The organism is Marivirga sericea, from assembly GCF_900177665.1.
In the GTDB taxonomy this organism is placed as follows: domain Bacteria; phylum Bacteroidota; class Bacteroidia; order Cytophagales; family Cyclobacteriaceae; genus Marivirga; species Marivirga sericea.
Genome location: NZ_FXAW01000001.1, coordinates 758,131 through 773,012, shown reverse-complemented (window position 1 = coordinate 773,012; position 14,882 = coordinate 758,131). Strand labels below are relative to the sequence as shown.

Annotated in this window: 10 protein-coding genes; 4 read left to right on the top strand and 6 right to left on the bottom strand. The window is 37.7% G+C overall.

Going from position 1 to position 14,882, the window contains the following annotated elements; genetic code table 11:
* Nucleotides 1-128: 128 nt before the first annotated feature.
* Complete coding sequence (locus B9Y84_RS03020) at nucleotides 129-1,178, bottom strand: helix-turn-helix domain-containing protein (protein WP_085515612.1); 1,050 nt, start codon at nucleotides 1,176-1,178, stop codon at nucleotides 129-131.
* A 263-nt stretch (nucleotides 1,179-1,441) separates the two neighbouring features.
* On the opposite strand from B9Y84_RS03020, the gene B9Y84_RS03015 reads away from it, so the two are divergent.
* The 4 genes from B9Y84_RS03015 to B9Y84_RS03000 all read left to right on the top strand — a co-directional run bounded on the left by B9Y84_RS03015 (nucleotide 1,442) and on the right by B9Y84_RS03000 (nucleotide 4,848).
* Nucleotides 1,442-2,023, top strand: a complete 582-nt coding sequence (locus B9Y84_RS03015; protein WP_085515611.1) for a Crp/Fnr family transcriptional regulator — start codon at nucleotides 1,442-1,444, stop codon at nucleotides 2,021-2,023.
* A gap of 69 nt (nucleotides 2,024-2,092) precedes the next feature.
* A complete protein-coding gene (locus B9Y84_RS03010) occupies nucleotides 2,093-2,956 on the top strand; it encodes an alpha/beta hydrolase family protein (protein WP_085515610.1) in 864 nt (287 codons plus the stop codon).
* 212 nt (nucleotides 2,957-3,168) lie between these two features.
* Entirely contained in the window at nucleotides 3,169-3,723 is a 555-nt protein-coding gene (locus B9Y84_RS03005; protein ID WP_085515609.1) for a DUF2911 domain-containing protein, read from the top strand.
* Nucleotides 3,724-4,848: an amidohydrolase family protein gene (locus B9Y84_RS03000; protein WP_085515608.1), complete on the top strand. Its 1,125-nt coding sequence runs from the start codon at nucleotides 3,724-3,726 to the stop codon at nucleotides 4,846-4,848.
* A 21-nt stretch (nucleotides 4,849-4,869) separates the two neighbouring features.
* Here B9Y84_RS03000 and B9Y84_RS02995 read toward each other — a convergent pair whose 3' ends face one another.
* From B9Y84_RS02995 to B9Y84_RS02975, 5 genes are all read right to left on the bottom strand, one after another.
* Nucleotides 4,870-6,606, bottom strand: a complete 1,737-nt coding sequence (locus B9Y84_RS02995) for a tetratricopeptide repeat protein (protein WP_085515607.1) — start codon at nucleotides 6,604-6,606, stop codon at nucleotides 4,870-4,872.
* Between the two features lie 66 nt (nucleotides 6,607-6,672).
* Nucleotides 6,673-6,885, bottom strand: a complete 213-nt coding sequence (locus B9Y84_RS02990) for a hypothetical protein (RefSeq protein ID WP_085515606.1) — start codon at nucleotides 6,883-6,885, stop codon at nucleotides 6,673-6,675.
* A 372-nt stretch (nucleotides 6,886-7,257) separates the two neighbouring features.
* Nucleotides 7,258-12,507, bottom strand: coding sequence for a BspA family leucine-rich repeat surface protein (locus tag B9Y84_RS02985; protein ID WP_085515605.1), 5,250 nt, complete (start codon nucleotides 12,505-12,507; stop codon nucleotides 7,258-7,260).
* A 280-nt stretch (nucleotides 12,508-12,787) separates the two neighbouring features.
* Nucleotides 12,788-14,449 (bottom strand): alpha/beta fold hydrolase, encoded by a 1,662-nt coding sequence (locus B9Y84_RS02980; RefSeq protein ID WP_085515604.1) that lies wholly within the window; start codon nucleotides 14,447-14,449, stop codon nucleotides 12,788-12,790.
* Nucleotides 14,450-14,460: 11 nt separating this feature from the next.
* The gene (locus tag B9Y84_RS02975) at nucleotides 14,461-14,766 is read right to left on the bottom strand and encodes a DUF6787 family protein (protein ID WP_085515603.1); all 306 of its coding nucleotides are present in this window, start codon (nucleotides 14,764-14,766) and stop codon (nucleotides 14,461-14,463) included.
* Between the last annotated feature and the right edge of the window lie 116 nt (nucleotides 14,767-14,882).

Below are 14,882 nucleotides of genomic sequence, written 5' to 3'. Positions count from 1 at the left end.
AAGAAAAGGGAGACACTGCAAAATATACTTTAGACTGTAATCCTAGCAATTTTATTCAGGACCTCATATTTTGTATTGAGTACTACTTTTGGAAATTTTCAGTCAATAAAATTGCAAAACGGGCATTTTTAAACCGATTGCTTTCGGAAAGCTGAAGGCGTTTGTGAGGTGATTTTCTTAAAAGCAGTATTGAAAGAAGATTTTGAATTAAAGCCTACTTCGTACATGACTTGCTGAATAGTAAAATCAGTTTCTTTTAAGAGGCTTTTTGCATCTTCTATTCGGTAAGCATTGACATAGTCAAAAAAATGCTTGCCTATTTTCTGATTGATCAATAGAGACAATCGTTTCATAGGGATTTGGGTACTTTGGGAAAGCTCTTGCAGGCTAAGTGCTTCCTCTAAATAGGGTTTATTTACCAACATGTATCGATGCAACTTTTCCTGTTGATGCTGCATTTGCTCCTCTTCCGCTATCGTATTTTTCCTTGAGGAAGCTTTAATTTCATTCACCTTAGTAAAAAGTTCAGGATTACGCATTGTCTTCAGTACAAACCAGGAAATAACTAATAATCCCATTAAGGCTACGGCTATATTCAATTCTGGAAAGCGCTGAAAGTCATTCATGGCTTCAAATCCTCCGCGAAGAAGTACGATAGTATTGCTGAAAACTAATAATATTGAAGCAGTCATAAGCCATTGATAGGTCGCACTCTGCAGAGAATGAAATTGATCATGGATCTTTCTATACTTTCGAAGCAGGAGGAAAATCGCTACAAAGTAAAGGTAATATTGCAGCTGTAGAATAATGACGTAGCCTATTTCCAGCTTTTGCTCTATCCCAAAAAATGTAAAAATTAAAAGAAAAACGAAAAATGGCAGACTGTGCCAAATCAGTTTTGGTTTTAATTTAAAGTCACTGAAACAAGCTCTCCTGACATAGAAATATAAGAGCGGCATTTGAAGGAAAGCCAAGGCCAGTCTAAGTTTATTGATCCATCCATGGTTTCTGTAAAAGTCTCCAAGAACCTGGCCTGATATATCCAAACAGGTTATCAGCAGAAATGCAGCAAAGAGAACATTGCCTACTCTATTTGGCGATTTGTTAAAAAGGAGAAAGCTGGACAACAATAATAGTAAAAATACACTGATCAGTCCTAGGCTAGCGATTACATTCATTGAGAATAGTTCAAACTTAATAATATCAGATTAGCTTTAAGAGAATATCTCTCTTCTTCTGAGCTTCAAAAATAACATTTTTGCTTGACTGTATTTCAAATTATAGAAGTTTAAGTAAAAAGGGCTCTTCCATTCATTTTGGAAAATGTCGGGTAAAAGTCAGCAGCACAAAATTTATGGAATGATCTTTTTATCTACATTTAAATAGTAGAACCCAATATGACCAAATAACATCTAAAATTGAGGTGATAAAACAAACAAAAATGAATTCAACTGAACCAATGGAGCCTATATTTGATCATTTTGAAAATTATATAGAAGTATCGAATGAGCTAAAATCTGAGTTGACAAAAAGAATAAAAGAAGTTCATTTTAGAAAGAGTGAATTGGTCTTAGATGCCAATACTATTTGTACAAAAAGCTACTTTATTTCTGAAGGCATCTTAAGAACATATTTTATCAAAGATGGATTGGAAATCACCGAATACTTTAGCGCAAGTTATGAATGGGTAAACTCGCCCAAGAGCTTTATCCTTAAGCAAAAAGACATTTATTATATAGATGCGATTGAAAATACAACAGCCTATTGTTTAGAGATAGAAGATCTGATGTATCTATTTGATCATTTCCCCGAAATGGAGCGCTATGCTCGATTATCAATGGGGAGTGTTTTTGGCCATTTAATGGAACGCATTACTTCAATTCGATTTACATCTGCCAAAGATAAATATGAACATTTTCAAAAAACCTACCACGACATTTATCATAGAATTCCTTTAGGAATGGTGGCTTCCTATTTGGGCATAACACAAGAAACTTTAAGCAGAATTAGAGCAGAAAAATGATTATTTGACATAGATCAAATAGTAATGAAAATTCAATCTGTATAATTGCAGCAGCATAAACTAATAACCATGAAAAAAAGAACCACAAAGATTTTAATGATTATCGGCATAATAGTATCTGCTGGCCTAATATACATTTTTACTTATGTCCCACCTCTTTCAGAACAGCATGGCAATGTAGAAACGGAATTATATTTAGGTGAGGGCGATAAACAGCCCTTGATTGTAGCATTCGGTGGTGGCGGTGGCGGAAATGACTGGGCGAGAGATTATATGAAGGCCAAAAGGGATAGTTTGAATAGAATGGGCTATGCGGTGCTTGCGGTAGGTTATTTTAATTATAAGAGTTCCCCCTCCTATTTAGACCGTATCTCTTTAAATGCTATTTCCGACAGCATCTTAAGCATTGCCAAACATCCACAAATAGATGAGAATAAGATTGCATTGATGGGCGGTTCTCGCGGTGGCGAATTGGCTTTAAATTTAGGCAGCAGATTTAGTCATTTTCATGCGGTTATTGGGTTGTCCACTTCAAATGTGAGCTTTCCAGCCATAACCTGGACTGCTAACACTTCTTCATGGACTTTTAATGGTGAGGAAGTAGCCTATGTCCCTGCGCCTTTCAAAACCATATTACCAGCAATGAAAGGTGATTTGTATACTGCGCACAGCATGATGCTAGAGAATAAAAATGCTATACAAAATGCAGAAATTAAAGTGGAAGACATCAATGGCCCGATATTGATTGTATCTGGAAAGAATGATGAGCAATGGCCGGCTACCGCAATGTCCAATCAATTAATGGAGAGATTAAAGGAAAAGAATTTTAGCTTCCATAGCGAACATGCGGTTTTAGATGGTAGTCATATTGCACCTTTAGATCATTTTAATTTGGTATACGACTTTCTGAATCAACACTTGGCAGTTGAATAAATTACTTTCATCCTTGTAGGGGCTGTAGATTTAATCTGTTAAAATTGCTTACCTAAGCAAGCTCATAAGAACGATAATAACATAAACACTCCTTTTTTGAAGCAGATACAGCCCTGAGCCTTGGCTTCCGCTGTGATGACTCCTCTGTGTTTGATTTCTACAAAAAAAATTCAATTTAAATCACTAAATTACCAATTAAAAACCACAAGAACATGAAAAAGAAGATATTAATCGGACTTGGAGCATTACTCCTATTATTTATTATTTGGTCAGTTTATGGATTATTTTTTGCCACGCCTGTTAGCCCACCCGCTAGCGTAACTTATAATGAAGCCGGATTAGAAATAACCATTGACTACAGTCAGCCCTCTAAGAAAGGCAGAAAGATTTTTGGCGAGGAAAGTGAAGGCGCTTTACAGCCTTACGGTAAATACTGGAGATTAGGTGCCAATGCAGCAACCGAAATCAGTTTTAATAAGGACGTTACTTTTGGAGGTAAGTCCGTGGAAGCTGGAACTTATAGAATGTATGCCGTGCCCGGTCCTGAATCATTTGAAATCACTTTAAATAGCGAAACGGATGTTTTTATGGGTGCCTTTGAACCTGATTATGATTTAGATGTACTCACGATTGAAGTTCCAGTGCAAAAGCCAGCCGCACCGGTAGAGACTTTCACGATTGGCTTTAGCGCAAAAGAGAATGGTGCCAATATCAATTTCAGTTGGGATCAGAGCATGTTTCAAGTCCCTGTAGCAATACAAGAATAGATGGCATTTTCAGCAAAGAAGTGGGTATTACTGCCCATTTCTATTTTAATTTTTCTTGGCATCACCTATTGGCTAATCGGTAAAATTCAATACCGATTAAATGTCATGGATGTTGAAGAGTATGAGCCTGTTTCTACTTTGGTGGTCGATGAGCACCTATTAACAGAAGCGAAGTTTCCCTTTATTGACGTGCATAATCATCAATGGACTATGCCCATTCAAGATCTTGGGGATCTGGTTCAAGATATGGACGACTTAAATATGGCTGTGATGGTGAATCTAAGTGGTTTCCGGGGCAAATATTTGGAATGGTCGCTAGAGAATGTAAATGAAGAATACAGCAATAGATTTGTGCTATTTATGAATCTCGATTTCGAAAAAATAGATGACGAAGACTGGCCTAATGAAACTCTAGCTATGATGGAAGAGGCGGTAAAGAAGGGCGTAAAGGGGCTCAAAGTATATAAAAGCTTAGGTCTTACGGATGCGGATAGTGAAGGCAATAGAATTAAAGTTGATGACCCAAGATTAGGTCCTATCTGGACGAAATGCGGAGAATTGGGTATACCCGTTTTGATCCATACTGGTGAACCCTCAGCTTTTTGGTTGCCTAAAGACAAAAACAATGAGCGATGGCTGGAATTAAAGCAGTACCCCAGTCGGTACAAAGATCCTGATAAGAATCCTTCCTTTGAAGAAGTGATGGCTGAGCAACATGCTATATTCCGAAAGCATCCTGATACTAAATTTATTGCCGCGCATCTGGGCTGGTTTGGTAATGATTTAGAACGATTGGGGACTTTGCTTGATGAGTTACCGAATGTCTACACTGAAATTGGGGCAGTATTGGCTGAATTAGGTCGTCAACCGATTACCGCAAGGGAATTTATGATCAATTATCAAGATCGTATTTTGATGGGAAAAGATTCTTATAATAAAGAGGAGTATTACACCTATTTTAGAGTATTGGAAACCCGAGATGAATATTTCGATTATTACAGAAAACGTCATGCCCACTGGAAAATGTACGGTTTGGGACTCCCCGACTCTGTACTAAAGAAGGTTTATTATGAGAATGCTTTGGAAGTGATTCCTGGGATTGATAAGAGCTTGTTTGAGGAATGAGATTCTATTTTAAATAAAGCCCTATTCATTCATTTTTATCTCCAGCGAAATAATATGTTCTACTAAATTGTCTGATCTACCTAAACCCAATTTTTTTCTTAATCGGTAACGAGCCGTTTTTACGCTTTCGGGAGAAATCCCCATGACTGTGGATGCTTCTTTCAGATTCATATTTAACTTGAGGAGCGCACATAATTTAAGTTCATTGCTACTAAGTGTAGGAAATTGTGTCTTTAGATTAGTGAAAAAGTTCGTGTGCACTTCCTCAAATTGACGTTTGAAATCTTGCCAATCTTTATCGATGTGCATGCTACTACTAACCAGTTTGTTGAGCGAATTTAGTTCTTTTGCTGTCACTCCATTTGGTGACTTCTTCAATTCGCCAATGGAAGACTTAATTTCCTCAAGTACCTCATTCTTTTGCACAAAATTTAGTGCATAACTCGTTAGCTCTTTGTTTTTGAATTCTATTTTTTGATTGAGTTCAATTTCTTTCCATCTCGCATTTTCAAGTTCTGCCTCGGTTAATGCTGCATTAGTTCGGTAAATTTCTTCATTTTTAGAAAATAACTCTTGTTTTCGTTTCAAGTTTATTCTTTGTCTGCTGTAAATGAAATAGGAGATCAGCAATATTGCTACAATAACCAAAATGGCTGAATTCCTCCATAATCGATCGATTACGGCTGCTTTCTGCAAAATATCGACTTCTTGATCTTTCAATTTAAGCTCCTGAGCATTCTTTTCTAATGAAAATCGGTTTTCCAACCTTACAAACTCTCTTAATTTCTCTGCATTAAAAAGCGAATCATTGACAATATTGTATTGTTCAGCGTATTGCAACGCCTCTTGATAATTCCCTCTCATTTTAGCCGTTTGCTTCAGCTGCCAATAGCAGTCCCTTTTTAGCTTTTTGGAACTTATTACTTCAGCTTCTTTCAGTGCTCGTTGTAAATATTCATGCGTAAGTTCGTAGTTCTCCAACTTTTGATAAATGATTCCTAAATTATATAAACTAAAAGCCTCACCGTTTAAATCATTAGATTCTTCTTGGATCTGTAATGCCTCTCTTGCATAAACTATGGCACTATCAAGCTTCCCTGACCGCTGAAAAAGATTAGATAGGTTCGACAGAGCCGTTGATTTTCCGTAAGCGTAATTTTGTAGTCTGCTGACTTCTAAAGCTTCATTGTAAGTAGACTTTGCTAACTCAGTATTCCCTTGTCTTTGATATAGCACTCCGATATGATTAAGGGTGTTAACGCTTCTTTCAGGTTTATTAAGATACCTAAAGGTTTTCAGGGCATCTTGGTAGTATAATAGCGCCTCTGCAAAGCTATTCTGCTCACTATAAATGAGTCCGGTATTTAACTTTACATTGGCTATATTAAGAGTGTCTTTTAATAACTGATATTGCGACAGGGCAGTCAGCAATACATTTAAGCCCTCCTCATAATTACCTTGCGCCCAGCTGGCAACTCCTATTGATCTATTGGCCATCGCCATTCCTTTCAGATACGATTGATTTGTAGCAATTTCAAGTGCTTCTTTGCTTAAAATCTCTGCCTTGGCGGGATCCATTATCCAATAAGAATAGCTCAGTTCATTCAGCATATCAACGCGAACTGAATCTTTTGAAGTATAGCTTTTTAACGCATGATTTAAGCTATCCGTTATTTGGGCTGCCCTCGAAAAATGAGAAGCAATTAAGATTAAGAGTGCGAAGAGATATCTCAATTTGGTCACAATTATATAAGTCATGCTTATTAAAAGTAGGCATAATAAGTTTAAATAAAGCTCAAGTTTGAAATTTATACATCTGCACTTCTAAATTTTGTCCAAAGCATAGTACAGATCTTCAGGTGAAAGTTGCTTCCAGCAAGCTTTTATAATATTTATTTTCACTGCATCTTCAGGAGTTTTTCTATTTGTAGGGAATTCTTCTCTTTTTATAAGCTCTCTAAGCAATTCATTTGTAGAATACTTTTTCAACTCAGTTTTATACTTGTTTTCTATTTCCTTTGAAAATGGATTTTTCATATGCTATTTTTTATTTAAAAGGAGAAAAATACCGTTAGTCCTGTTGGTTTTATATTTAAGGCGGCTATCATGCTTCTCCTGATTTCTTTCTATTTAGTAATGCTATCACCCCTATCATAATAAATATTAGAGGTGCTGATATTAATGATAATAATAAAGTTTCCATTTGATTTTTATTTAGGCTTTATTCTTTAGCAAAGTCATCTCCAAAAGCTGTTTGTTAATACTCTTTAATTGTTTTACTTCACTGCAATACTTTAAAGCAGTTTTGATATTTTACAAGACAAATTTAGATCAGCTTTTTGTAGGAGTCTAAAACTGGATTTGCGAGTATACTTATAGTCAGAGCACTTCCGCTATAACTCCAATAGACTACTTTTTTATAATCCGTTGTAAAGTCTTGTTTTGGTTTAATTCAACTATGAGAAAATATACTCCTGGTTCTATATCACTTACATCAAGCCATATTTGATTACCTTTTTTCTGAGTAGTGACTCTTCGACCGTCTAGATCTATTAAATAGATCGTAGAAGCTACTGAACTTTGGACGTACAGAATATCTAGAACTGGATTAGGGTAAAACTTTACTTCCTGCCGTTTTTCATTGATTCCTAAAACCTCTTCTTTCTTCGTTGCAGTTAAGGTCCATAATTCAGTGGTGCTACCATCTTGAGCAGTAACAGAGATAGTCAATGGGACGGTTAGGTCGAAAATCCCTCCCTCTCCAACATTGCTGTTAGCGCCCTCCGAATAACTGAAATTCATAGTAACAGCTGAAAGATCACTATCATTTGTGAAGAGCACTTTCACGGTACGGTTTTCAGTATCAATTACAATTTGCTCTGTTTCTGAATCAATGGTCACTCCTACAATATCAGTTGCCGTATTCAATGCAATCTCAGCTGAAATAATCCACTCTTGAGTAGTGATACCATCTTGTGCGGTAATTGTAATGAATAATGGATTTGTAAGATCAAATGTTCCGCTTTCACCTATGTTACTCGTGGCTCCTTCTGAATTACTGAATTCTATTGGAATAGCTGTAATATCGGTACCAAAGGCAAAGAGGATATTGACTGTATGATTTTCATCATTGATCGTTACTTCCTCGTTTTCTACATTGACAACAGCTGCTTCTATATCAGTGTCTTTGTTTGATGCAAATGCTGCTCTAATGGTCCATTCTTGAGTAGTGATGCCATCTTGGGCGGTAACTGTAATGACTAAAGGATTTGTAAGATCAAATGTTCCGCTTTCACCTATGTTACTCGTGGCTCCTTCTGAATAAGCGAAGGCTACTGGAACAGCTGTTATATCGGTTCCAAAGGCAAAGCGGATATTTACCGTAGGATTTGCAGCATCGATTGTTATATCTTCATTTTCTGTATTAACAAAAACTGTTTCTATATCGGTAGCTGTGTTTCGTGCTTCAGTCACACTAACTTCCCAATTTTGAGTTGTGATACCATCTTCTGCTGTAATTGTATAAATTACTGATCCTGAAAAATCAACTATTTCGCTGGATGCAGGACTGGCAAGGGCTCCAACTGATAGCTCAAAGTCTGGAACTAAAGCGCTTAGATCTGTAGCAAACGGCATTGATAATGATATTGTATGATTTACTTCATCAATACTAGTGCCCCCAAACTGTCCTTCTATTGTAAAACTTAGAATATCCGTTTCAGAAGAGCAAAAACTCCCAGCATCATCAATAATCCAATTATGGTCATCAATTAATGATTGTCTGGCTTTTGATCCTTTGCAAAAGGTTATGCCATCTGCACCTAAAGTAACATTGTCTTTTACTTCCTGTGCTGCCCAGCCAATCAATGTTTTATCATAATTCTGTGGAGATAAACCAGCACCATTAAATATGCCGTCTGCACCCGTGCCAGCACCTGCTTCGAGGCTGCTCACATCCCAGCTGCTAAGATCTCTATTAAATAATGACGCTTCATTAAACATAAAGGCCATATTCGCTACTTTACCTACATCCCATGAGCTAATGTTAGAATTAAAGGCCATTGGTTCACCTGTATCCGTAGCAAACATCTCTTGCATATTAGTCACACTACTAACATTCCACTCACTTAAATTTCCATTAAATTCAATAGCGTTATAAAACATTAAATTCATATCTTCTATAGCGCTAAAATCCCAGTTGCTCAGATTACCATTAAAATTGAATGCGTTCTCAAACATTCCGGTCATATCGGTAACCAAGGATAGGTCTGGAGCATCTGTTGCTGAAAACGTAGTCCCTTCCCAACCCTGAAAACTGAATTTCATGCTTTTCCATTCGATATCACCCCATTGTAACACATCCAATAATTGATCTACAGGATACCCTGCGAAATGTGGAAATTCACCCGTTATCTCAATGTGGTATTCGCCTGCTTCCAAAGGGAATATGTCATCAAATGAACTAGCAGAGCCACTGGTAACATCGGTGTTGTTGGCATCTACAATGATATAATCGAAATCATAATCAAACCCTTCTTCACTTCCTTCAAATTTTATCCCTTCATCACCTTCTACTACCCATGTAGTAATAAACCGTGGCCCCGTAACTTCAATAGCATAGTCTTGGGTGGTGATACCATCTTCCGCTGTTACAGTATATACTACATTATTCAGATCTACTGGTACACCCCTTTCAGGTGAAATTGTGGCTCCAGGAGATAATTTGATAGTCGATGCTATTGAACTCACATCTGTGCTTTCTGTTACAGCTAGGCTAATTACACCTTCTACACCTTTGATTATTCCTAAGCCATTTTCTAGGTTAGAATCGAAGAATGTTATGACTGTTTCGTCCAGACAAAACTGACCATCATCTTCAATCTCCCAGTTTAAGCCCTCAGGGTCAGTAAGAATGGCTCTTGCAGCTGCACTTTTACAAAACGTGATGCCGGATGCGCCCAAAGATACATTTGGCTGCAAGCCTTCCAAGGCAGTCCAGGCTATCAATATTTGATCGTAATTCTGTGGTGTAAGCGAAGTTCCATTAAACGTATTTGTCATAGTTGTCACGCTACTCACATCCCAACCGCTCAGGTCTTGATTAAACGAGTCAGCATTCACAAACGCTTGAGCCATATTCGTCACGCTTTCAACATTCCAGGTACTAATATCACCGTTAAAGCTGTTTGCATTATCAAACATTCGGAACATTGTATTCAGGCTCGCTGGATTCCAATTAGTTAAGTCTTGATTAAAGGCTGAGGCATTCTGAAACATTCGGAACATGGTGTTTACGTTTTCAACATTCCAGGTGCTGATGTTTCCATTAAAACCACTACTATTACGAAACATAAATGACATATCTCTTACATTGCCCACATTCCATTCGTTCAAATCCTGATTAAATGCATCTGCATTATCGAACATGGATTCCATGTCGGTCACGTTCTCTACATTCCATGTGCCAATATTTCCATTAAAAGATTGAGCATCTTGGAATACACCGGCCATGTTGGTTACTTGGCTTACGTCCCAATCATTTAAGTCAGAATTGAAGTTGCTTGCACCACGAAATAGTCCTTCAAGACTCGTTACTACATTCACATTCCAGCCGCTAAGGTCTGAGGTGAAACTTTCTGCTCCTGAAAACATTTCTCTCATATTTCTGACCTGACTGACACCCCATTCACTAAGATCTTGATTGAAGGCGTCACTTCTGAAAAACATTCTACTCATATTCGTTACCGAACTCACGTCCCAGTCACTGATGTTTGAGTTGAAATTAACTGCATCTAAAAAAAGGTCACTCATGTTGGTCACCTTACCTACTTGCCAATCGTTTATATCGTCATCGAAGTTGGCGGCACCACGAAACATTAGCGACATGTTGGTCACATTGCTCAAATCAGGATCATCAGTGGCACTAAAACCAGTGCCGGGCCAATTTTGAAAGGTAGAAGCCATACTGGCCCACTCAATTTCTCCCCATTGCTGGACATCCAGCAGCTGGCTTTTTGAGTAGTTCTCTAAATGAGGAAAGTTACCTGTGATTTCAAGGGTGGCCTCTTCTGTTGCTGTAAAGTCAGTGACAAAATCACCATCTGCTGAGGTGTGCCTTCCTGAGGTTAGTTCATTTCCACCGGAATCCTTCCAGGTATAGTCAAAATTGTAAGCAAAGCTGCCATTCAATTCAATGGTGATGCTTTCACCTGCTACGGTAGACCAGGAAGTGATAAAAGGTAGTTGCTCTGATGCTTCTACAGTTATCGTCCAGTTTTGAGCAGTCTCGCCATCTTCTGCCGTCACTGCATATATGACAGGATTTGTAAAATCCTGAGCTGCTTCATCAGCTGGTTCGCTGGTCGCTCCTTCTGATAAGGCAATTTGCGGTGTAAGAGTAGTCAGGTCAGTTTCAGGAAAAACTCTCAAGGTGATGGAATGGCTTACATAGTCGATTACCTCTTCTCCTATCTGATCATTCGCTATTTCAAATGAAAGTATGTTTTCAGCCTGATCGCACGTTCCTCCATCGGTAATGTTCCAGCCGAATTGGTCCCGAAGAAAGAACCGCGCTACTTCTCCTTCACACGCTTCCACTCCTGGTGCTCCTAGTGGGACGTTACTTCTCAGATTGGGTAGTGCAGACCAACCAATGAGTATTTGATCATAACTTTCAGAAGAGAGATTGGTATCCTGAAACATGTTTCTCATATCCGTCACTCTAGATACATCCCAACTGCTGATATCCTGATTAAACGCTGTGCGCCTCAACATCTCATTCATGTTCGTAACTCTCGAAACATCCCAGGAAGAAATGTCTTGATTAAATACCAATGCACCGTTCAACATGTCTCTCATATTGGTCACATTACCCACCTGCCAATCACTGATGTCTGTGTTGAATGAAGTAGCTCTTTGAAACATTCGCTCCATGTTGGTTACATTGCTTACATCCCAAGTACTGATGTCGCCATTGAAGCTATCCGCCCCATCGAACATCCTGGTCATATTATTTACGTTGCTCACGTTCCAAGTGCTCAGGTCTTGATTAAATGCATCTGCATTCTCAAACATGATAGCCGTGGTGGTAACGTTACGAAGATCCCAAGCGCTCAGGTCTTGATTGAAAACTGTTGCTTGCCGGAACATAACATTCATGGCTTCGACATTGCTTACATCCCAATCACTAAGGTCATCATTGAAAGAAGTAGCTCTAAAAAACATCTGTGCCATATCAGTTACCTGACTCAAATCAGGCGCATCTGTAGCACTAAAACCTGTACCTCTCCAATCATTGAAAGTTTGAAACATGCTCTCCCATACAATATCTCCCCATTGGAGTACATCAAGCAAAAGACTCTTCGAATATCCGGTAAAATGCGGAAAGGCACCATAGATATGCAATGCCACAGTATCTGGTTCTATACTTCCGAAACTAAAATCTCCATCAGCACTAGTATGCACACCAGAGAAAAGCGTATCTGATTCCTGAATTACAAAAAACTCAAAGTCATAAATTTGACTAGTAGACAAAGGAATATTAAATGAACCTTCTGAAGGTATGTTCCATGTGGTGATAAATGGTCTGGGATCTTCCTGGCTAAAGGCAGATTGAAAAATAATCACTTTAAATAGTAGGAGAAGAATTAGATTTTTCATAGTAAGGTATTACAATTATTTAATTGCTAGCTACATTTCTTTTGAATCAGAAAAAGAGTAGCAAAACTTAATCAAAGGGTTCAGTTGGATACTTTTTGCACTTTAACATGAATCAATAAAATTATTTAGATGTAAAGGTACGGTCTGCTTGAGTATTTTGAATAGCACAAATCCGCCAAAAGATCGCACATATCCGACAGAGAATAGGTGCAATTTGCTTGCATAAAAGTATTAATGTAACAAAACCGACAATAAAGTAAGAGAAATATTAAATCAACTATTATTGTAAAACAGAAGGACTTATCCCAAATTCCCTTTTAAATCTTTTAGAAAAATAAGAAGGGCTTGTATAGCCCATTAGATAAGCTACCTCTGAAACATTCTCACCATGGCTGATAAGTAACTCTTTCGCCTTATGCAACCTAACTGATGAAATCAATTGATTAGGTGACTTATTAGTGATGGCTTTTAATTTACGCTGCAATTGACGTTCACTGACACCAACTTCTTTGCATAACATATCTACACCAAACTCTTCCACACTCATATTTTTCTCTATGATTTGCAAAACATTTTCTAAAAATGAATGACTCTGAGGTAGCTTATTTCTGTAATCAATCTGAGTAGGGTTGTCATCATGCACTGTCTGATCACTTACGATATAAAGCAAATGCGAAGCTCCAGTTTCTTGATCTACAACTGATTTATATTGAGAAAAATTTATGCCTGCACCTGAGAGTAAATACTTAACCGTTTGAGTCAGTAGTATTTGATTTGGCAGACCAAGATTAAGGATAGACTCAATGAATCTGTCTGTTTCTTCACTAATGAAACCTATCTCTGCAATGGTACTTTCTCTAATGTGCACTCCTAGAGATAATTCGGTATCACATTTTTGCATGGTGGCTGAAATATCCATGCAACAATGAACTGCTTTGCTGGGACCTTCGAAAATTGCAATGAGAGTGCCCTCTTTATGCTCAATAATTTTGCCTCTGTATTGTAAAACTAAATCCTTTACTTGCTCTTTACATTTAGAATTTGGTGCCTGTTGAGAAAGAATTCGAGCAGAAACTATTGTATAGAGTTGTTTTTCATAATCTCTTTGAGGTTCTACTTGCAGCATAAAAGCTTTCATCTCTGCCAAAATCTCTTTCGTATTTCCAGCCCAAAATAAATGGTCTTCCCCCTCAAATTCAACAAATTTTGCTCCCTCAATTCGCTCAGCAATAAAACGGCCCTCTTCGATCTTTACATCGATATCCTCAGTCCGTTGCATTAATAAAGTAGGTACTTTAATAGTATTCAAAATATTAATAATATCAACTTCTGTGTTCATTTTAGTCAATACCATAGCTGCACTTGGACTAGCTCCGGACCTAAAATAATTAGCTAACCAGTCCATAAAAACAGGATCATTTGCTTTGGACGGTGCTAGCGTCTGCAAATTCATGTCTCCACTACCCCAAGAAGTTTCAATCATGTCAAAAACTTCCTGTCTTTCGTAATCAGTTGGAGCCCATGGATAATCATCAGAGTATCTACGCTTTGCAAAAACACCGAAGGTCATTAAGCTAACAGTTCTGTTAGGATAAGTAGCAGCGAACAAGGCCGATACCGAACCTCCCTCAGAGTGCCCGAATAAAGCTGCTTTTTCAGAGCCAACGGCATCCATCACGGCCCGAATATCATCCATTCGCTCTTCTAATGTAGATAATTCCACTATTCGATCTGAAAGTCCTGTACCTCTTTTATCAAATAATATAACTCTAGCCACCTTCCCTAATTCCTCAAGAAAATGAACTAATTCAGGGCATGCCCACATCATGTCAATATTGGAAACCCATCCAGGAATATATACAAGATCAATTAGACCTGAACCAAAGACTTGGTAAGCTATATTGATTCGTCCACTTTTTGTGTATTGAGTTCTTGCTTTCATTGTTTGTAAGGTTATTTCCTGAAAATAATCGAAGCCCTTTGTGTTACTCTTTTTATTTTGGACAAGAAGAATTTATACTGACCAAAAACCCATCCGTAGCCAAGAAGTAATAACTGATACATTGGTAATATCAAAACGATATAGGAGGCCACTTTAACGTAGGTCTTAGTATCCGAACCGATGCCAATTAAGTCAAAAAATAGTGGTCTTAATAAAAGAACTGTAGTGCCCGTAAGTGTAAAAACACACAGGATAGCAAACACTTGCATTAAATTTTCAAGCTTCCATTTTCTCTGAAGATAATATAGGATTGACATATCAATTGTTTTTTTGCTTCGTATGGTACTTATTTCCCACCAATTTCAAGAGTGATTATTTATAGTGTTATCTAAAGCACACTAACTAAAAGTAAATTCATATGCTTTTAATCTAT